Annotated in this window: 14 protein-coding genes; 5 read left to right on the forward strand and 9 right to left on the reverse strand. The window is 71.2% G+C overall.

Annotated features, from left to right (window positions below):
- Window positions 1-38: 38 nt before the first annotated feature.
- Window positions 39-3236 (reverse strand): S41 family peptidase, encoded by a 3198-nt coding sequence (locus OHU89_RS17905; RefSeq protein ID WP_405644124.1) that lies wholly within the window; start codon window positions 3234-3236, stop codon window positions 39-41.
- A 46-nt stretch (window positions 3237-3282) separates the two neighbouring features.
- Window positions 3283-3771 carry a hypothetical protein gene (locus OHU89_RS17910; protein ID WP_266892546.1) on the reverse strand — a complete coding sequence of 163 codons (489 nt, stop codon included), beginning with the start codon at window positions 3769-3771 and terminating at the stop codon, window positions 3283-3285.
- A gap of 216 nt (window positions 3772-3987) precedes the next feature.
- Between OHU89_RS17910 and OHU89_RS17915 the strand changes: the two genes are divergently transcribed.
- Both OHU89_RS17915 and OHU89_RS17920 read left to right on the forward strand, forming a co-directional pair.
- A complete protein-coding gene (locus tag OHU89_RS17915; RefSeq protein ID WP_405644126.1) occupies window positions 3988-5547 on the forward strand; it encodes a hypothetical protein in 1560 nt (519 codons plus the stop codon).
- 9 nt (window positions 5548-5556) lie between these two features.
- Window positions 5557-5979, forward strand: coding sequence for a hypothetical protein (locus tag OHU89_RS17920; RefSeq protein WP_405644128.1), 423 nt, complete (start codon window positions 5557-5559; stop codon window positions 5977-5979).
- On the opposite strand, the gene OHU89_RS17925 is transcribed toward OHU89_RS17920, so the two are convergent.
- The 5 genes from OHU89_RS17925 to hrcA form a co-directional block, all read right to left on the reverse strand.
- Entirely contained in the window at window positions 5921-6313 is a 393-nt protein-coding gene (locus tag OHU89_RS17925; protein ID WP_266892540.1) for a VOC family protein, read from the reverse strand. The genes OHU89_RS17920 and OHU89_RS17925 overlap by 59 nt on opposite strands.
- 17 nt (window positions 6314-6330) lie before the next feature.
- Window positions 6331-7071, reverse strand: coding sequence for a 16S rRNA (uracil(1498)-N(3))-methyltransferase (locus OHU89_RS17930; RefSeq protein ID WP_405644131.1), 741 nt, complete (start codon window positions 7069-7071; stop codon window positions 6331-6333).
- Entirely contained in the window at window positions 7068-8153 is a 1086-nt protein-coding gene (locus OHU89_RS17935; RefSeq protein ID WP_405644133.1) for a nitronate monooxygenase, read from the reverse strand. Before OHU89_RS17935 ends, OHU89_RS17930 begins: the two co-directional genes overlap by 4 nt.
- Before the next feature lie 282 nt (window positions 8154-8435).
- Window positions 8436-9572, reverse strand: coding sequence for a molecular chaperone DnaJ (gene dnaJ, locus OHU89_RS17940; protein WP_046262750.1), 1137 nt, complete (start codon window positions 9570-9572; stop codon window positions 8436-8438).
- The gene (gene hrcA / locus OHU89_RS17945) at window positions 9573-10589 is read right to left on the reverse strand and encodes a heat-inducible transcriptional repressor HrcA (RefSeq protein WP_266892532.1); all 1017 of its coding nucleotides are present in this window, start codon (window positions 10587-10589) and stop codon (window positions 9573-9575) included.
- A 151-nt stretch (window positions 10590-10740) separates the two neighbouring features.
- On the opposite strand from hrcA, the gene OHU89_RS17950 reads away from it, so the two are divergent.
- The gene (locus tag OHU89_RS17950; RefSeq protein ID WP_405644136.1) at window positions 10741-11472 is read left to right on the forward strand and encodes an MBL fold metallo-hydrolase; all 732 of its coding nucleotides are present in this window, start codon (window positions 10741-10743) and stop codon (window positions 11470-11472) included.
- Window positions 11473-11503: 31 nt separating this feature from the next.
- Window positions 11504-12307 (forward strand): DUF3097 domain-containing protein, encoded by an 804-nt coding sequence (locus OHU89_RS17955; RefSeq protein ID WP_266892528.1) that lies wholly within the window; start codon window positions 11504-11506, stop codon window positions 12305-12307.
- A gap of 96 nt (window positions 12308-12403) precedes the next feature.
- On the opposite strand, the gene hemW is transcribed toward OHU89_RS17955, so the two are convergent.
- Both hemW and OHU89_RS17965 read right to left on the reverse strand, forming a co-directional pair.
- Complete coding sequence (gene hemW / locus OHU89_RS17960; RefSeq protein ID WP_405644138.1) at window positions 12404-13636, reverse strand: radical SAM family heme chaperone HemW; 1233 nt, start codon at window positions 13634-13636, stop codon at window positions 12404-12406.
- Between the two features lie 36 nt (window positions 13637-13672).
- Window positions 13673-15580: a SpoIIE family protein phosphatase gene (locus tag OHU89_RS17965; RefSeq protein WP_405644140.1), complete on the reverse strand. Its 1908-nt coding sequence runs from the start codon at window positions 15578-15580 to the stop codon at window positions 13673-13675.
- Between the two features lie 102 nt (window positions 15581-15682).
- Between OHU89_RS17965 and OHU89_RS17970 the strand changes: the two genes are divergently transcribed.
- Window positions 15683-19858, forward strand: a complete 4176-nt coding sequence (locus tag OHU89_RS17970) for a HAMP domain-containing protein (RefSeq protein WP_405644142.1) — start codon at window positions 15683-15685, stop codon at window positions 19856-19858.
- Window positions 19859-19861: the final 3 nt, after the last annotated feature.

Raw genomic sequence — 19861 nt, forward strand, 5'->3', positions numbered from 1 at the left:
CTTCGGGTCGCGGGTGTGGGGGCATCGTATCGATCAGGTCAGGGAAGCGACGGAGGCACCTTCGCCGGGGTCCGCTCCAGGGCCTCCAGCGCTATGCGTACCGCCTCGTCCAGCTGTACGTCCTTCCCCGCGCCGTGGTCCTGCGGGCGCTGGACCACCTCGACGTCCGGGTCCACGCCGTGGTTCTCCACGCCCCACTCGTAACCCTCCAGCCAGAACGCGTACTTGGGCTGGGTGATCAGCGTGCCGTCGACGAGCCGGTACCGGCTGTCGATCCCGATGACGCCACCCCAGGTCCGGGTGCCGACCACCGGCCCGATCCCCAGCGCCTTGATCGCCGCGTTGACGATGTCGCCGTCGGAGCCCGAGAACTCGTTCGCCACGGCGACCACCGGCCCCCTCGGCGCGTCCTGCGGATAGCTGTACGGCCGCAGCCCGCGCGGCAGGGCCCAGCCGACGATCCGCCGGGCCAGCTTCTCGACGACGAGCTGGGAGGTGTGACCGCCGCGGTTCTCCCGGACGTCGACGACCAGCCCCTCACGGGCCACCTCGACCCGCAGGTCACGGTGGATCTGGGCCCAGCCGGGGGCCTGCATGTCGGGGACGTGGAGGTAGCCGAGCCGGCCGCCGGACCTCTCGTGGACGTACGCCCGCCGGTCCGCGACCCACGCGTGGTAGCGCAGCGGTTCCTCGTCGGCGATCGGTACGACGACGGCGTGCCGCACGTCACCGCCGCCGGACGGCGAGACGGTCAGCTCGACCGGCTTGCCCGCCGTGCCGACGAGGAGCGGGCCCGGACCGGTGACCGGGTCGACCGGATGCCCGCCGACCGCGACGATCGCGTCGCCCGCGCGCACCGCGACACCGGGCGCGGCGAGCGGGGAGCGGGCGTCGGGGTCGGAGGTCTCGGTCGGAAGGATGCGGTCGATACGCCAGCTGCCGTCCTGGTGACGGGAGATGTCGGCGCCGAGGAGCCCTTGCCGGGGGCCGCTGCCGTAGCCGCCGCGCGGCATGACGTAGGCGTGCGAGGTGCCGAGCTCGCCCTGCACCTCCCAGAGGAGGTCGACGAGGTCGTCGTGGGTGGCGACCCGGTCCACCACCGGGCGGTAGCGGTCCAGGACGCCGGACCAGTCGACACCGCTCATGTCGGGGCGCCAGAAGTGGTCCCGCATGATGCGGCCGGTCTCCTCGTACATCTGCCGCCACTCGGCCGACGGGTCGGCGGTCTGGCGGATCCGGGCGAGGTCGACGGTGATGTTGGTGTCACTGTCGTCGTCGCCCGAGGCCCGCCGGTCGCTCGGTACGACCTTCAGCCGCCCGTCGGTCCACAGCAGGACCCGCTTGCCGTCCCCGCTGACCGCGAAGTGGTCGGCGTCGGCGGCGAGATGCTCCAGGCGCTGCTGGGCCAGGTCGTAGCGCTCCAGCTCGGTCTTGGGGTCGGGGTCGTCCGGGGTGGCCCGGGAGGAGCCGAGGACACCCTGCACCGGGTGGCGCAGCCACAGCACGCCGTCCTTCGCCGCGCGCAGGTTGGAGTAGCGGGCGGCCTCGACCGGGAACGGCACGATCCGGTCGGCGAGGCCTTCGAGGTCGATGCGGGTGGCCGGGGTGCCCTCGCTGTCGGGCGTCTCGTCCTTGTCCGGGGCCTCGAAGGGGCGGCCGTGCCGCTGCGGGCCGAACGGCGAGGGCGTGGTCGCGGCGAGCGTGATCAGGTGCGGGCGGTCGCCGACCACGAAGGCGAGGTCGAAGACGTGCTCGTCGTAGACCGGGTCGAAGGAGCGGGTGGAGAGGAAGGCGAGGTGCTTGCCGTCCAGGGTGAAGGTGGGCGCGTAGTCCTGGAAGCGGAGCGGGGTCGCCTCGGTGACGGAGAGGTCGGTGGTGTTGGCGAGGCGGAGCTGGCGGAGCGGGCGCGGGCCGGGGTGGGACCAGGCGAGCCAGGCCGAGTCGGGTGAGAAGACCAGCCCGGAGACGTCGCCGTCCGCGCTCCGGTCCACCTCGCGGACCTCGCCGGTCTCCCGCTCGACGAGCAGGACGCGTCCGTCGTGCGCGGCGACCGCGGCCCGGCTGCCGTCGGGGGCCATGGCGAGCCCGAGAACCCGGCCGAGCTGTCCGGCGGCGAGGCGGCGCGGGGTGGCGCCGGGGGCCAGGCCGGTGGCGGGCGCGAACTCCAGGGCGTCGTCGCCCTCCGCGTCGGTCACCCACACCACCCACTCCTCGCCCTCCGTGCGGAAGGTGCGGGGCAGCCGGGCCCGTACGCCGGGTTCGGCTGCCAGCGCCCGGGTCGGGCCGGAACGGTGGGTGACCCAGTGCACGGCACCCCGGACGGCGACCGCGCTGCCGCGCGCGGTGTGGTCGGGGGCGGCGGAGCCGAACCAGCGCGAGGCGTTCACCGTGAACGGCTGCCGGTCGACGCGCTGCCCACCGAGCCGCACCTCCAGCCGGCGCGGCTCGGCCCCGTCCAGGTCGTCCAGGACCCACAGTTCACCGGCGGAGGTGTGGACGACCCGGGTGCCGTCACCGGCGGCGTGCCGGGCGTAGAACCCGTCGAGGGGTGTGTGGCGCCGCAGATCGGACCCGTCGGCGAGGGAGGAGTACAGCGCGCCGACCCCTTCGTGGTCGGAGAGAAAGGCGATCCGCTCCCCCGCCCACACCGGGAACTCGATGTTCCCGTCGAGGTCTTCATGCAGCCGTACGAACTCCCCGTCGCCCTGGTGATCGATCCACAGCTTGCCCGCCGTACCGCCCCGGTACCGCTTCCACCAGGCGGCCTCCCGCCCCATCGGCGCGGACAGCAGCACGGTGGACGGCCCGAGCGCGACACCGCCCACGGGCCCGTACGGCAGGAGGGTCGACGGTCCCCCGTCGAGCGGGACGGCGTGCGCCCAGGAGCGGCGCAGGCTGGCCTGGCCGTGGGTGGTGATCGCGAGGACCTGGCCGTCCGGGGTCCAGCCGCGCACCTGGGTACGCCAACTCCCCCAGTGCGTCAGCCGCTTGGCGGGGCCGCCGTCGACCGGGGCGATGTGCACCTCGGGGGCGCCGTCCCGGGTGGAGGTCCAGGCGACGGTGGTGCCGTCGGGCGAGATGCGCGGTGTGGAGACGGGCACGTTGTCGGCGCTGACCCGCCAGGCCCGGCCGCCGTCGAGGGGGGCGATCCACACGTCGTCCTCGGCGGTGAAGGCCGCCAAGTCGCCGTGCAGGTGCGGAAACCGGAGATACGAGGGCGTCGCGGGCTGTGTCACGAGTCAACCCTATGCAGGGCCGACGGCCCACGGACAGGGCTTTGGATCACTTGCCCTGGACGGGCCTGCAGTCCGGGTACTTGTCGCACCAGATGGTCTCCGTGACCGTCACGGTGACGGTGTCCCCCGGCTGCCCGTTGCCGCCCGGGTTGTTCGGCTCGGGCGAGGCGTTGCAGTTGCCCAGTCCGTTGACCTGGAACCACTGCTTGCCGTCGATCTTCGCGGTCAGCTCGCCGCGCACACACTGGCCGTTGACCACACGGGTGATCTTGCCGTCGACGTCGATGTCCTGATTGCTGGTGGTCTCGCCGGTGCAGTGGACCTCGGCCACGGCGTTGTCGGTCGCCGTCGGCGTGGGCCGGTTCCCGTAGGAGGCCTGGCAGGTCAGCCACTGCACGTTGGCCTTCTGCCGCTCCAGCTCCTTGGTGACCGTCTGGTCGGTCGTGTACGCCACGGAAGCGGAGTTCAGCCCCGCCGGATCACAGGCGGTGAGCCCCCCGGCGACCACGACCGCGAGCACGGACACGGCTGCCACCCGCTGAACCCGGTGTCCTCGCGGGCGGCCCCAAAACCTGCGCAATACCCCCATGGAGGGCAGCTTCCCACTGTCACGGCCGCCGCGGTAGAGCGCATACGGACACTCGCCCCACAATCGAGTGACACTCGATCATCTGGAGGACCGTTGCCCAGCTCGCCGCTCCGTCGGCGCGTCCTGCCCGCGCCGCGCCCCTCGGACGACACCGCTCCGTCCGTGGAAACGACGGCCTCCCCGGCGGCGGGGCCGCCCGCTCCGCCGCGTCGGCGTCGGGTGCGGATCCTTGTCGACGTGGTCGACCAGGCGGATGAAGTGGCCTATGTGACAGGCCTGTTCGAGGAACGGGGCTGGACCGTACGTCCGGCCGAGGCCGAGGAGGCCGCACCCGCCGCTCCGCACCGAACCACGCTCGTCGTCGAGATCCGGCTCCACGGAGCCCGCCTGGGAGCCCTGCGCACGGCCACCTCGGAGGTGGAACGGCTCGCCCGTCAGGCGGAGTTGGGCGCATGGGTGCGGGACGCGGCCCTGGTGGAACACCCACGGCCGACGACGACGACGTACAACGTGCATCGCGTACTGCCCTCCTGGGGAGGCCTGTTGACCTGGCTGGGGCTCTCGGACGAGCAGCGTGCCGTGACGGTCCCGGCAGGGCCGGAGTCCCAGGACGCCGCGCGCACCGAGCTGGCCGCCCGGACGCTGGGCGGGCGGGTATTCGACCCCGCCGCGCACGGGCTGCGGGTTCCGGGGCATTCGGACGCGAACCCGCCGCTGGATGAGACCCCGCACGCACGCCGGGTCCGTTGGACCTTGGTGACGGCGGGCGCGGTCGGGATCGTGCTGGCGGCCGTCTGCGGGATGTACCTGGTGTGGGCGGACGGCTGGTGGAAGCTGCTGCCCGCGCTGCTGAGCACGGCGGGGGCGCTGCCGCTGGGCCGGATGGCGAAGGAGACCCGGGACCGGGGGCGGCCGGTGCAGTGGGCGGCGGGGGTGGCGGGGACCTCGGCGATGGCGGGGTTCGGGGCGCTGGTGGGCACGGACACCAAGCCGCGGGTGCTGTGGGCGGTGGTGCTGGTCATGGCGGTGGTCGCGTTCACCGGGGCCGGGACGGTGCTCGCACTGCGCCGGACGATCTTCACGCGGCATGCGGCCTGGCTGCTGCCGTTGTCGGTGCCGGTGGTGTGGTCGATGGTCAACTGGCTGGGCGGCCAGATGCATTCGTCGTATCTGGACCGCTTCGACATCCGCGCGGACGCCGTGCCCACACCCCGTCTCGGCACCTATCTGGCGGCGGGCGAACCCATGGGCCTCGCCCTGGGCAGCATGCTGTTCTTCCTGGCGGTGGTGGGCTGGCTGCGCCACTTCCACCTGGGCCGGGACAGCGGCAACCGCTTCTTCGCCGCGGTCCTGGCGAGCCTGCTGATCGTCTCCTACGCGCTGGGCGCGATCCTCCTGGGCACCTCACAGGCGGCCAAGACCGCCGGCCGGGACGCCGAGAACGCCGCCCGCGACGGCAGCGAACCAGACGCCTACTTCGGCATCTACGGCCACTTCATGTGTCTGAGCCCGGTGGACCCGGACAAGCCGCTCGCCGTCGAGAACGGCCCGGCCCCGACCGACCACCCCGTCCTGTCCTTCGGCACCTCGGGCGACTGGATCTGGCTCTGGGACCCGAGGCGCAAGAACGGCGACGTCCAGGAGTCGTTCGCGGTCCGTCGCGAGGACGTCCGACTGCTGCCCGCGGAAAACCCGAAGACCAAGCGCTGCCCGCCCGTCTAACGTGACGGCATGCGCAACGACCGCCGCCTTCGCCGTCTCGTCGTGGACGAGCGGACGACCTACCTGTGGAACTTCCGCCAGAAGAAGGGCCCAGACGGCGTCTGGCGGGACATCGTCACCCTGCACAGGGAGGGCAACCGCACCCGGATCGTCTTCCGGGCGGGCGGCCCCGGCTCGCGGCGGTACGTCTCCGAGGGCCACCCCTGGTTCCAGGGCTACGCGGCCGACGGACAGGGCGAGGGGATCAACCTCCGCGAGCCCGGCGTCGTGCGCGCCCTGCTGGACGAAGCCGCCCGGCGCGGCCTACTGCGGCCCGGTGACCGGGAGTTGGACGGCTGGGAGCTGTTCTACGCGGTCGCCGAGACCGTCGACCTCAAGTGCGCAGCAGCAGCCACTCCTGCAGCTCCACAAGGTTCCCCTCCGGGTCCTTGAGGTGGGCGACCCGCATCCGGTCGGTCATGGGGGCGGGACCGTGCAGCAGGACGGCACCCCGCTCGGCGATCTGTTCGCAGTAGGTGTCGAGATCGTCGACGCGCAGCACGACCAGTGACCGGTGCCCGCTCGCCTCGTCGCCCAGCTCCCCCAGTATCCCGGCCATCATGGACCGGTCCTGGAGGGCGATACCGGCGGAGCCGGTGGCGGGGCTGAACTTCTCGTACGGTCCCTGCGTCGCCCCCGACTGCGCCTTGAGGCCGAGGACTTCGGCGTAGAAGCGGTAACAGACGGGGAAGTCGGAGACGAGCAGCCGGACTTGGGCGAGTTCCAAGGCGTTCCCTCTGGTTCTCAGGACCAGCGGCCGGTGCGCGCGAGGAGCACGGCGGTCGCGGCGGTCCCGGCGGTCGATGTACGCAGCACGGTACGCCCGAGGACGTACGGCTTCGCCCCCGCTTCCTCGAACAGTGCCAACTCCTCGGGGGAGACGCCCCCTTCGGGTCCGACGACGAGCACGATGTCGCCCTCGGTGGGGAGTTCGACGGTGGCCAGCGGTTCGTCACCGCTCTCGTGGAGTACGGCGGCGAAGTCGGCCTTGGCGAGCAGTGCCGCGACCTGCTTGGACGTGGCCAGGTCCGCGACCTCGGGGAAGCGGAACCGCCGGGACTGCTTGCCGGCCTCGCGGGCGGTGGACCGCCACTTGGTGAGGGCCTTCAGTCCGCGGTCGCCCTTCCACTGGGTGATGCAGCGGGCGGCCTGCCAGGGCACGATCGCGTCGACGCCGGTCTCGGTCATGGTCTCGACGGCCAGCTCACCGCGGTCGCCCTTGGGGAGGGCCTGGACGACGGTGACACGGGGGAACTCCTCCGGCTCCTCGGACACCGAGGTCATGTGGACGATCAGCCGGTCCTTGCCCTCGGTGCCGATCACGTCGCACACCGCGTAACGTCCCGCGCCGTCGGTGAGGACGACCTCCTCGCCGGGCTGGAGCCGCTTCACGGAGACCGCGTGGCGCCCCTCGGGGCCCTCCAGGACGTAGCGTCCACCGCCCCCGGCGTCGAAGTGCTCGACCACGAACACGGGAGCCGTCATCGGAGGTCATCGCCCTTCGGGAAGACCGACAACGCTGTCCGGGCGTCGGCGAGTTCGGCGACCAGCACCTCCACCAGCTGCGCGGCGGGCAGCTCGCGTGCCATGCGGTGGCCCTGGCCGGCCCACAGGGCCATGCCCTGCGGGTCCTTGGCCTTGGCGGCGGCCTTCCGAAGCGGGGACGTGAGGTGGTGGATCTCCGGGTAGGCGGCGGGGGCGTACCGGCCGTGCTCGCGCAGGAAGCGGTTGACGAGCCCGCGGGCGGGGCGGCCGGAGAAGGCACGGGTCAACTCGGTGCGGACGAACAGGGGGTTGGTGAGCGCCTGCTTGTGGACGGGCGCGGCGCCGGACTCCGTGGTGGCGAGGAAGGCGGTGCCGAGCTGTGCGGCGCCGGCGCCGGCGGCGAGGACGGCGGCGATCTGGCTGCCGCGCATGATGCCGCCGGCGGCGACGACGGGGATGCCGACGGTCTCGCGGATCTGCCCGACGAGCGACAGCAGCCCTATCCCGGTCCCGTCGTTCTCCGGGATGTCACGGTGGGTCCCCTGATGCCCGCCGGCCTCCACGCCCTGCGCGATGACCGCGTCGGCGCCGGCCCGCTGCACGGCGAGGGCCTCCTCGGCGGTGGTCGCGGTGACGAGGGTGAAGGTTCCCGCGCGCCGCAGGGACTCCAGCACCTCGCTGCGGGGGACGCCGAAGTGGAAGGACACCACCGGCACCGGGTTGTCGAGCAGTACGGCGAGCTTGGCGTCGTATCCGTCGTCACGTCCGCTGTCGGGGTCCCCGAGCTCGGTCTCGTACCAGGAGGCCTCGCCGGACAGCTGGTGCGCGTACACGTCCACGGCGGCCGGGTCGGCGTACTCCGGCTGCGGCATGAACAGATTGACCCCGAAGGGACGCCCGGTCAGCCCGCGCAGCTGCTTGATCTCCTGATACAGCCCGTCCGCCGTCTTGTACCCGGCGGCAAGGAACCCGAGCCCCCCGGCATCGGACACGGCGGCAGCGAGCTGCGGCACGGAAACGCCGCCCGCCATAGGGGCCTGCACGATCGGATGCGGGAAAAGATCGGTCAGCGCGGAGGACATGACCGCATGTTGTCACGTCCTCCGAACAAGTCCGAATCCGGCCGTCCACTGGCATAGGACAGCGGAATGGGCCGCGGGTGAGCCCCCCGCGCACCCCCCACCGACCAGCACTTTTCAGCCCGTCCGGCGTTTGAGGACGAGGCCCTTTCGGGGCCGACGGGGGTCTGGGGGCGGAGCCCCCAGGGACGGGGTCGAAGGGGCAGCGCCCCTGGGGATGGGAATGGATAAGGGCGGCGGGGGCGAGGAAATCCCTGCCCGCAGCCGCCCTCTACCGATCACCGATCACCGACCGTTGAACGCGTCCTTCAACCGCGAGAACAACCCCTGCTGCCCAGGCTGGAACTGCCCCGTGGGCCGCTCCTCGCCCCGCAGCTTCGCCAGCTCCCGCAGCAACCGCTCCTGCTCCGGATCCAGCTTGTTAGGCGTCTGCACCTCGACATGGACGATGAGGTCACCCCGGCCGCCGCCCCGCAGATGCGTGACACCACGCCCGTGCAGCGGAATCGACTGCCCGGACTGCGTGCCCGGCCGGATGTCGACCTCCTCCAGCCCGTCCAGCGTCTCCAGCGGCACCTTGGTACCGAGAGACGCCGCGGTCATCGGAAGCGTGACCGTGCAGTGCAGATCGTCACCGCGCCGCTGGAACTGCGAGTGCGGCAACTCGTGGATCTCGACGTACAGGTCTCCGGCAGGACCCCCACCGGGCCCGACCTCACCCTCACCGGCGAGCTGAATCCGCGTGCCGTTGTCGACACCGGCCGGAATCTTGACCGTGAGGGTGCGACGGGACCGTACGCGGCCATCGCCCGCACACTCGGGGCACGGCGTCGGAACGACCGTCCCGAACCCCTGGCACTGCGGACACGGCCGGGACGTCATGACCTGCCCCAGGAACGACCGCGTCACCTGCGACACCTCACCGCGTCCGCGGCACATGTCACACGTCTGAGCGGAGGTCCCCGGCGCCGCGCCCTCACCGCTACAGGTGGTGCACACGATCGCCGTGTCGACCTGGATGTCCTTCGTCGTGCCGAAGGCCGCCTCGTCGAGCTCGATCTCCAGCCGGATCATCGCGTCCTGGCCCCGCCGCGTACGCGACCGCGGACCCCGCTGCGACGCCGTACCGAAGAACGCGTCCATGATGTCCGAGAAGTTCCCGAACCCACCGGCCCCGAAGCCGCCCGCGCCACCGCCGCCCGCCTGGGACAGGGGGTCGCCGCCGAGGTCGTAGACCTGCTTCTTCTGCGGGTCCGAGAGCACCTCGTAAGCGGCGTTGATCTCCTTGAACCGCTCCTGGGTCTTCGGATCAGGGTTGACATCCGGGTGCAGCTCGCGAGCGAGCCGACGGAAGGCCTTCTTGATCTCTTCCTGCGACGCGTCGCGACGCACGCCGAGAACGGCGTAGTAGTCCGTGGCCACTTACGACTCCGCCAGGATCTGTCCGACGTACCGTGCCACTGCGCGTACCGCTCCCATCGTTCCCGGGTAATCCATGCGGGTCGGTCCGACCACGCCGAGCTTGGCTACTGCCTCGCCGCCCGAACCGTAGCCGACCGACACGACGGACGTGGAGTTGAGTCCCTCATAGGCGTTCTCATGACCGATGCGTACGGTCATGCCCGAATCCCCGGCCTCACCAAGCAACTTGAGGAGCACGACCTGCTCCTCGAGGGCTTCGAGAACCGGACGGATAGTGAGGGGGAAGTCATGTCCGAAGCGGGTGAGATTGGCGGTTCCGCCGATCATCAAGCGCTCCTCGTTCTCCTCGACGAGTGTCTCCAGAAGGGTGGAGAGCACGGTCGAGACGGTGCCGCGGTCCTCCAGGTCGAAGCCCTCGGGGAGGTCCTCGACGAGCATCGGCACATCACTGAAGCGCCGGCCCGCGACCTTGCTGTTGAGCCGGGCCCGCAGATCGGCGAGGGACGTCTCGCCGAAGGGCGCCGGGCAGTCGATCATCCGCTGCTCGACCCGCCCGGTGTCCGTGATCAGCACGAGCATCAGGCGTGCGGGTGCGAGCGCGAGCAGTTCGACATGGCGCACGGTGGACCGGGTGAGCGAGGGGTACTGCACCACCGCGACCTGCCGTGTGAGCTGCGCGAGCAGCCGTACGGTCCGCGCCACCACGTCGTCGAGATCGACGGCGCCGTCGAGGAAGTTCTGGATGGCGCGCCGCTCGGGTGCGGTCATCGGCTTGACGCCCGCGAGCTTGTCGACGAACAGCCGGTAGCCCTTGTCCGTGGGGATCCGCCCGGCACTGGTGTGCGGCTGGGCGATGAACCCCTCGTCCTCCAGGGCCGCCATGTCGTTGCGGATCGTCGCCGGGGAGACGCCGAGGCTGTGCCGCTCGGTGAGGGCCTTGGAACCGACCGGCTCCTCGGTGCCCACATAGTCCTGGACGATGGCGCGCAGCACCTGAAGCCTGCGTTCACTCAGCATCGCGCACACCTCCAGATGTCGTTCCCTCTGCGTCTTGCCTGGCACTCTGTCCGCCCGAGTGCCAGCATTCCCCGGCCCAGTGTACGGCGGTGGGGTACCGCCCGGGCAAGGTCGGTCCTGCCGCGACCGCTCGTACGGCTAGCGTCGCTGTATGACGGTGACTTGGGAAGAGCTGGGGTGGGAGAGGGTTGCGGCCGGGGTCGGGCGGTGCCGGCTGCCGGGCTGGGACTGCACAGCGGGGCTGGTCGTCGGTTCGGGGACCGCTCTGCTGATCGACGCCGGATCGAGCCTCGGCGAGGGTGCGCGGTTGCGGACGCAGGCCGAATCGCTCGCCGGGCATCGTGTGACTCATCTCGCGCTGACCCATCCCCACTTCGACCATGTCTTCGGGGCGGCGGCGTTCGCGGGGGCGGAGGTGTACGGGCCGGTGGGCATGGACGCACTGTTCGACCAGCACCAGGCCCGCGAGGCACTGCGCGCGGACGCGATCCGCAACGGCCTGGACACGGCACTGGCCGACGAGGCCGTCGGCGCCCTGCCCCACCCCCGCCATCATGTCTCCGGCGAGTGGACCCTCGACCTCGGCGGCGGCCGCCAGGTCCTGTTGGCGAACGTCGGCCCCGGCCATACCGGCCACGACCTCGTGGTCCTGGTCCCGGGCTCCCCCGAGGTGGTCTTCTGCGGCGACCTGGTCGAGGAGTCCGGCGAACCGCAGGCGGGCCCCGACGCCGTACCGTCGCACTGGCCGGCGGCGCTGGACCGACTGCTGGACCTGGGCGGCGAAGACGCGTTGTACGTACCCGGTCACGGAGCGGTGGTGGACGCGGCGTTCGTACGACGGCAGCGCGACGCCCTGGCAACCCGCTTCGGCGTGTCGCGTTAGGTGATGGCGGGCTTCTCCTATCGTCATCCGAATGCGCCAGTACTCCGCCGACCTGACCCCTCCCTGGAAGAAGCCGAAACCCGTCCCCGAGGTCCCGGCGGAGCCCGGCCTGGTGGTCGAGGAACCCGGCACCGGTTTCTGCGGTGCGGTGATCCGCTGCGAGGCGGGCACGGTGACCCTGGAGGACCGCTTCGGCAAGCACCGGGTGTTCCCGATGGAGCCGAGAGGCTTTCTGCTGGAGGGCCGGGTGGTGACGCTCGTACGTCCCACCGGTCAGGCGCCGCTACGTCCCACCCGTACGGCATCCGGCTCGGTGGCCGTCCCCGGCGCCCGCGCCCGCGTGGCCCGCGCCGGCCGGATCTACGTCGAGGGCCGGCACGACGCGGAACTGGTGGAGAAGGTCTGGGGCGACGACCTGCGCATCGAGGGCGTGGTCGTGGAGTACCTGGAGGGCGTCGACGACCTCCCGTCGATCGTCGAGGAGTTCGCGCCGGGCCCGGACGCCCGCCTGGGCGTCCTCGTGGACCACTTGGTGCCGGGCACGAAGGAGTGGCGCATCGCACAGTCGGTGACCAGCGACCACGCCCTCGTCGTCGGCCACCCGTACATCGACATCTGGGAGGCGGTGAAGCCGTCGTCCCTGGGCATCGAGTCCTGGCCACGCGTCCCCCACGGCCAGGACTGGAAGACGGGCGTGTGCCGGGCCCTGGGCTGGCCGTCGGAGAACACGGGCGCGGTCTGGCAGGCGATCCTGAAGCGGGTGAACTCTTACAAGGACCTGGAGCCGGAGCTCTTGGGCCGAGTAGAGGAGCTGATCGATTTCGTCACGGCGTAACACGCGGTACCTCATCGACCAGGGGAACTGCACCCACCCAGGGGCGCGGGGCTGCGCGACCAGCCACGACGAACCCGCAGCCGGCCCGACAACCTCTCAGTCCACGAGGTCCCGCACCACCGCATCCGCCAGCAGCCGCCCCCGCAGGGTGAGCACCGCACGCCCCGCGCCATACGGCTCCTCCTGGAGAAGTCCGTCCGACAGAGCCCGGCGGGAGGCCCGGAGCCCCTCCTCCCGCAGCAACGACAACGGCACCCCCTCCAGAAGCCGCAGCTCCAGCAGGATCCGCTCGACCCGTCGGTCCTCCTCGGACAGGAGCTCACGGCCCGCCCCCGGCGACCGACCCGCCGCCAGCGCCCCCGCGTACGCCCCCGGATGCTTCACGTTCCACCAGCGCACCCCGCCCACGTGGGAGTGGGCGCCGGGTCCCGCGCCCCACCAGTCGGCGCCGCGCCAGTACAGCTCGTTGTGGAGGCAGCGGCCCGCCTCCGAGGTGGCCCAGTTCGACACCTCGTACCAGTCGTAGCCCGCCTCGGACAGCACCGACTCCGCGATGAGATAGCGGTCCGCGTGGACGTCGTCGTCGGTCATCGGGACCTCACCGCGCCGGATACGACGGGCCAGCTGCGTGCCCTCCTCGACGATCAGCGCATAGGCGCTGACGTGGTCCGGGCCCGCGCCGATCGCCGCCTCCAGCGAGGCCCGCCAGTCGTCGTCCGACTCACCCGGGGTGCCGTAGATCAGATCCAGGTTGACGTGCGAGAACCCGGCCGTCCGGGCCTCCGCCACGCACGCCTCGGGGCGGCCCGGGGTGTGCGTGCGGTCGAGCACCTTCAGCACGTGCTGCCGTGCGCTCTGCATGCCGAAGGAGATCCGGTTGAAGCCGCCCTGCCGCAGGGTGGCCAGATATGACGGGTCCACCGACTCCGGGTTCGCCTCCGTCGTCACCTCCGCGTCCGGCGCCAGACCGAACTCGTCACGGATCGCCGCCAGCATCCGTACGAGATCGTCCGCGGCCAGCAGGGTCGGCGTACCGCCGCCGACGAACACCGTGCTGACCTGGCGCGGGTCGTCGCCGAGGACCTTGCGGGCCAGCCGGATCTCGTCGATCAGGGTGTCGGCGTAGTTGTCGCGCGAGGCCAGCACACCGCCCGTGCCGCGCAGCTCGGTCGCTGTGTAGGTGTTGAAGTCGCAGTAGCCGCAGCGGGTCGCGCAGTACGGAACGTGCAGGTAGAACCCGAGGGGGCGGGCGTCGGCCCCGGCGAGCGCGGATGCGGGGAGCGCGCCGTCGTCGGGGACGGGCTCGCCGTCGGGGAGTGCGGAAGGCATGTCCTCCATTGTCCAGGACCGTGGCGACTGCTCCGGCTACTCCGCCTGGAGCACCAGCAGCGCAAGATCGTCCTCCGGCGGCCCTACGCCGAACTCGTGCACCAGCCGTCTGACGCGCTCCGCGATCAGCGGGGCGGTGAGCCCGGCGCAGCCGGCGAGCGCCGTCGCGAGGCCGTCGCCGTCGTCGAACTGGCGGGGGCCGCAGCGCCGCTCCGTCACCCCGTCCGTGACGGCGAGCAGGGTGTCGCCGGGCCGCAGGTCGAAGGTCTCGCTGGTGTACGTCTCGTCCTCGACTACGCCGAGCAGGGTCTGGGGCCGGGCGGCGGTGCGGACCTCGCCGCCCGCACCGAGGAGCAGCGGCAGTGGATGCCCGGCGGAGGCGAGGGTGCAGCGCACACCGCCGTCGAAGGGGGCCAGCTCGCCGTAGAGGAGGGAGAGGAAGCGGGTCTGGGGGCCGTCGCCGGTCAGGGACTGGCCGCCCGCGGCGATCAGTGCGCGGGCGGCGGCGTCGGCGGCCTCCGTGGCGTCGTCGAGGAGCAGCTGGTTGAGGCGGTCCAGGACGTCGGCGACGCGGTAGCCCTCGCGGGCCAGGAGCCGCAGCCAGGGGCGGGCCAGGCCGATCACCACGGCGGCCTCGGGACCCTTGCCCTGGACGTCACCGACGGCGAAGCACCAGCGGCCGTCGCCGGCCGGGAAGAGGTCGTAGAAGTCGCCGCTGGGGCCGCCCTTGTCGCACGGCTCGTACACCAGCGCGCTGCGCATCCCGGGGATCTCCGCGACCGCGCCGGGCAGCAGCCCGCGCTGGAGGACGGCGCTGATGGTGGCCTGGCGGGCGTACTGGCGGGCCGCGCCGATGGCGAGGGCGACCCGGCGGCCGAGGTCCTCGACCAGGCCGGTGATCTCGTCGGGGAAGCGGAGCAGCCCGGAGCGTCCGATGACGAGCGTGCCGAGCGGCCGGCCGCCCGCGATCAGCCGGTACGCCAGTGCCGTGCCGTTCGCCCCGTGCACGCCCAGCGCGTCGCCGGGCCAGGGGAACGGCACGGGCCCGGAGCGCGGCGGGTCCACCGGTCTGGGCGGGTCCTTCTCCAGGGCCCGGCGCAGTTCCTCGATACGGCTCTCATGGCCGTGCCAGACGCGGGCGAGCCGTGGGCCCACCCCGCCGGTCCCGTCGCCGCCCCACACGCCGCCGCGCCCCATGTGCTCGTCCTCCAGCCACACCGCGCACCAGTCGGCGAGCCGCGGCACGATCAGCTGTCCGGCGAGGGCGGCGACCAGGTCCTCGTCGAGTTGTCCGGCGAGCAGGTCGGAGGCCTCGGCGAGGAAGGACAGCGCGCCGCGGTTGAGCCACTCCCGGTCGCGTTCGGCGCGCCGGGGTTCGGGGGCGAGGACCCCGGCGATCTCCAGGCCGTGCACCCCCGCGTACGCCCCGCTCTGCCCCACTGCGGCGCTGTCCTCCTCGGTCAGCCGCGCCCACACGGTCTTGGTGCCCTTGCGGTAGGTGATGCCCCAGGACTCGGCGAGGGTGGCCACGAGGCGCAGTCCGCGGCCGTACTCCGGTGTCTCGTACGACGGTTCGCCCGTGCCGTCGCGCGGGGCGCGCGAGGGGTGCTGGTCGGCGACCTCGACGACGAGGGCACCGGTCTCCGTTTCCAGACGGCACTCCAGATCGACGTCGGTACCGGCGTGCACGACCGCGTTGGTGACGAGTTCGCTGACGACCACGACGGCGTCGTCGGCCAGCCGGTCGGTGAGCGGTGCCGTGCCGGACAGGCCCAGTTCGGCCCACTCGGAGAGGGCGGCGCGCAGAAGTGCGCGGGCGGCGCCCGGCGCGAGGGAGCTGCCCGTGAGGGTGGCGTGCGCCCGGGCGTACGGAAGCACACTCCTGTGCACAGGGACGTCAGAAGCACCAGGATCGGTCTCCCGTTGCGCCGGAATGGCCCCCATGTCCCGCTCCCCGAGCAGATCGGACGAATACACCTCGGTCAGTGCGGACAGAGTGACAGACTGGCCACGCCCATAAGCGCCGAGTTACCGAAGTGGGCCGCCATGAGTGAGAACAGTGCTACGCGTGTGCTCGAAGACGGACAGAAAGATGACCAGATTCGAGCATCGGATCTGCGTCCGCTGCTCGCCGCGATGACGGCCGCCCGGGACGGGCACTTCGCGAAGGTGACGGAGACCGGCGCCCATGGTGTCACGGCCGAACTGACCGCGATCTTCAATCAACTGGTCGACCGCAACGTCCACTTCACCACCGAAGTCCAGCGTGTGAAGAGGGAGTTGGTGCGGCACGGCCGGCTCGACGAGCGGCTCTCGCCGAGCCCCGGCGCGGGTGCCTGGGCGTCCCGGGTCAGCGATGTGAACCAGCTGCTCGACGCCCTGGTGGCCCCGGCGGCGAACGCGACCCGGGTCCTGGACGCGGTGGCCGGCGGCGATCTGACCCAGCGGGTCGACCTGCACGACGGCAACCGTCAGTTGCGCGGCGATCTGCGGCGGCTGGGGCGGGCCGTGAACAAGATGGTCGACCAGTTGTCGTTGTTCACCGGCGAGGTGACCCGGGTCGCGCGCGAGGTCGGCACCGAAGGGCGCCTGGGTGGGCGGGCCAAGGTGCAGGGGCTGTCGGGAAGTTGGCGGGATGTGACCGAGGCGGTCAACACCATGGCTGCCCGGCTGACGGCCCAGGTGCGGGACATCGCCCTGGTGACCACGTCGGTGGCACGCGGCGACCTGACCCGCTCGGTCACCGTCGAGGCGACCGGTGAGCTGCTCGAACTGAAGCTGACCGTGAACACGATGGTGGACCAGCTCTCCGCCTTCGCCGACGAGGTGACGCGCGTGGCCCGCGAGGTCGGCACCGAGGGGCAGTTGGGCGGCCGGGCCCAGGTGCGGGGCGTGTCGGGGGTGTGGAAGGACCTCACCGACAACGTCAACTTCATGGCGTCGAACCTGACCTCGCAGGTGCGGAACATCGCCCAGGTGACGACGGCCGTGGCGAACGGCGACCTGAGTCAGAAGATCACCGTCGACGCGCAGGGCGAGATCCTGGAGCTGAAGTCCACCATCAACACGATGGTCGACCAGCTCTCCGCCTTCGCCGACGAAGTGACGAGGGTCGCCCGTGAGGTCGGCACCGAGGGCAACCTGGGCGGGCGCGCTCAGGTGCGGGGGGTGAGCGGTGTCTGGAAGGACCTCACCGACAACGTCAACTTCATGGCGGACAACCTCACTTCACAGGTGCGGAACATCGCTCTGGTCTCCACCGCCGTGGCCCAGGGCGACCTCGGCAAGAAGATCACGGTGGAGGCGAAGGGCGAGATCCTGGAGCTGAAGTCCACCATCAACACGATGGTCGACCAGCTCTCCGCCTTCGCCGACGAGGTCACCCGCGTCGCCCGCGAGGTCGGCACCGAAGGCAACCTCGGCGGCCAGGCGCAGGTGCGCGGTGTGTCGGGGGTGTGGAAGGAGCTCACCGACAACGTCAACTTCATGGCCCTGAACCTGACTTCGCAGGTGCGGAACATCGCCCAGGTGACGACCGCCGTCGCCAACGGCGACCTCTCCAAGAAGATCACCGTGGACGCGCGCGGCGAGATCCTCGAACTCAAGGACACCGTCAACACGATGGTGGAGCAGCTGCGCGCCTTCGCCGACGAGGTCACCCGCGTGGCCCGCGAGGTCGGCACCGACGGCCGGCTCGGCGGCCGCGCCCAGGTACTGGGCGTCTCCGGGGTGTGGCGGGACCTGACGGACAACGTCAACTACATGGCGGACAACCTCACTTCGCAGGTCCGCAACATCGCCCAGGTGACCACGGCCGTCGCCAACGGCGACCTCTCCAAGAAGATCGACGTGGACGCCCGGGGCGAGATCCTGGAGCTGAAGACCGCCATCAACACTATGGTCGACACGCTGTCCTCCTTCTCCTCCGAGGTCACCCGCGTGGCCCGCGAGGTCGGCTCCGAGGGCCAACTCGGCGGCCAGGCCAGGGTAGAGGGCGTGTACGGCACCTGGAAGCGCCTGACGACGAACGTGAACGAGCTCGCCCTGAACCTGACCACCCAGGTCCGCGCGATCGCCGAGGTCGCCTCCGCGGTGGCCCAGGGCGACATGTCCCGCTCGATCACCGTGGAGACCCAGGGCGAGGTCACCGAACTCAAGGACAACATCAACCTGATGGTGGCCAACCTCCGCGAGACCACCCGAGCCAAGGACTGGCTGGAGTCCAACCTGGCCCGCCTCGCCGCGCTGATGCAGGGCCACCGGGACCTGATGGAGGTCGCCGACCTGCTGCTGCGCGAGCTGACCCCGCTGGTGAACGCCCAGTACGGCGCGTTCTTCCTGGCCGACCCCGACGAGGACAGTGCCGCTCTCCGCACCACCGTCCCCGCGAAAGGACTCGCGTTCATCGCCGGCTACGGCTCGGCACAGGGCGCGACCATGGAGACCGGGGGCCTCCCGGTGCACGGCCTGGTCCGGCAGGCCGCCCGCGAGAAGAAGCGGATCCTCGTCGAGGAGGCCCCGCCGGACTACATCAAGATCAACAGTGGGCTCGGTGAGGCGGCGCCCACCAGCGTGGTCATCATCCCGATCCTCTTCGAGGACAAGCTCCTCGGCGTGATCGAACTGGCGTCCTTCTCCCGCTTCTCCGACGTCCATCTGGCCTTCTTCGACCAGTTCGTGAACACCATCGCCGTCGCGATCAACACGATCATCGCCAACTCCCGTACGGAGTCCCTGCTCGGCGAGTCCCAGCGCCTGGCCCGCCAGCTCCAGGAGCGCTCCGACGAACTCCAGAAACAGCAGGCGGAGTTGCAGCGCTCGAACGCCGAACTGGAGGAGAAGGCCGCCCTGTTGGCGACCAGCTCCCAGTACAAGTCGGAGTTCCTGGCGAACATGTCGCACGAGCTGCGCACCCCGCTCAACTCCCTGCTGATCCTGGCCCGGCTGCTCTCCGACAACCCGCACGGCCATCTCTCCGACCAGGAGGTGCAGTTCGCGACGACCATCCACCGCTCGGGCTCGGACCTCCTCCAGCTGATCAACGACATCCTCGACCTGTCGAAGATCGAGGCGGGCCGGATGGACGTACGCCCGAAGAAGCTGCCGCTGATCAAGCTGCTCGACTATGTCCACGCCACCTTCCGCCCGCTCACCCTCGACCGGGGGCTCGCCTTCGAGGTGGCGGTCGGCGAGGACGTGCCGCGCGAGATGTACTCGGACGAGCAGCGGCTCCAGCAGATCCTGCGCAACCTGCTCTCCAACGCGATCAAGTTCACCGCGACGGGCCGGGTCGAGCTGCGCGTCGACCGGGTCACGGACACCGAGCTCCACTACGTCCGCGACAGCGGTCAGGTGATCGCGTTCTCCGTCACCGACACCGGCATCGGCATCGCGCAGGAGAAACTGCCGGTGATCTTCGAGGCGTTCCAGCAGGCCGACGGCACCACCAACCGCAAGTACGGCGGCACCGGCCTCGGTCTGTCGATCAGCCGCGAGATCGCCGGTCTGCTCGGCGGCCGGATCGTCGCCGAGAGCGAGCCCGGCAAGGGCTCCACGTTCACGCTGTACGTCCCCGTCGTCAGCCCCGGCCACTCGGCGACCGGCCCCACTCCCGAGGAGCACACCCTGCCGGTACCGGAACAACTGTCGACCGAGCCCTTCACCTCCGCCGAAGTGGACGACTCGTGGCCGACGCCCACCAAGCTGGAGGCGTGGAAGAGGGGCCGGGCGGGCCAGGTGCTGCCCGGGCGGCGGGTGCTGATCGTCGACGACGACATCCGCAACGTCTTCGCACTGACCCATGTCCTCGGCCGGGTCGGCATGCCCGTCCTCTACGCCGAGAACGGCCGGGAGGGCATCGAGACGCTGGAGCGCAACCCGGACGTCGAACTCGTCCTGATGGACATCATGATGCCGGAGATGGACGGCTACGAGACGATCGCCGCCATCCGCCGCACCCCGCGCTGGACGGGCCTGCCGATCGTCGCGCTGACCGCGAAGGCGATGCCTGGAGACCGGGAGAAGTCGATCGCGCGGGGCGCCAACGACTACGTACCCAAGCCGGTCGACGTGGATCAGTTGCTGACCGTCGTGTGCGCGCTCCTCGACCCGGAGGGCCCGCAGGACGAGGAAGGTGTCCCGAAGCCCGCGGCCGACGCGGAGACCGACGCACCGGAACCGGGCATGACAGGGGAAGTGCCGGTCCCGCCGACGACTGAATGAGGC

It is taken from the genome of Streptomyces sp. NBC_00019, assembly GCF_045041015.1.
GTDB lineage: Bacteria > Actinomycetota > Actinomycetes > Streptomycetales > Streptomycetaceae > Streptomyces.

Coding starts and splice junctions, on each gene's coding strand:
- OHU89_RS17965 (WP_405644140.1), bottom strand. CDS start 15,580: ATGGGGGCCATTCCGGCGCAACGGGAGACCGATCCTGGTGCTTCTGAC.
- OHU89_RS17970 (WP_405644142.1), top strand. CDS start 15,683: ATGAGTGAGAACAGTGCTACGCGTGTGCTCGAAGACGGACAGAAAGAT.
- OHU89_RS17955 (WP_266892528.1), top strand. CDS start 11,504: ATGCGCCAGTACTCCGCCGACCTGACCCCTCCCTGGAAGAAGCCGAAA.
- hrcA (WP_266892532.1), bottom strand. CDS start 10,589: ATGCTGAGTGAACGCAGGCTTCAGGTGCTGCGCGCCATCGTCCAGGAC.
- OHU89_RS17920 (WP_405644128.1), top strand. CDS start 5,557: ATGCGCAACGACCGCCGCCTTCGCCGTCTCGTCGTGGACGAGCGGACG.
- OHU89_RS17930 (WP_405644131.1), bottom strand. CDS start 7,071: ATGACGGCTCCCGTGTTCGTGGTCGAGCACTTCGACGCCGGGGGCGGT.
- OHU89_RS17950 (WP_405644136.1), top strand. CDS start 10,741: ATGACGGTGACTTGGGAAGAGCTGGGGTGGGAGAGGGTTGCGGCCGGG.
- OHU89_RS17935 (WP_405644133.1), bottom strand. CDS start 8,153: ATGTCCTCCGCGCTGACCGATCTTTTCCCGCATCCGATCGTGCAGGCC.
- hemW (WP_405644138.1), bottom strand. CDS start 13,636: ATGCCTTCCGCACTCCCCGACGGCGAGCCCGTCCCCGACGACGGCGCG.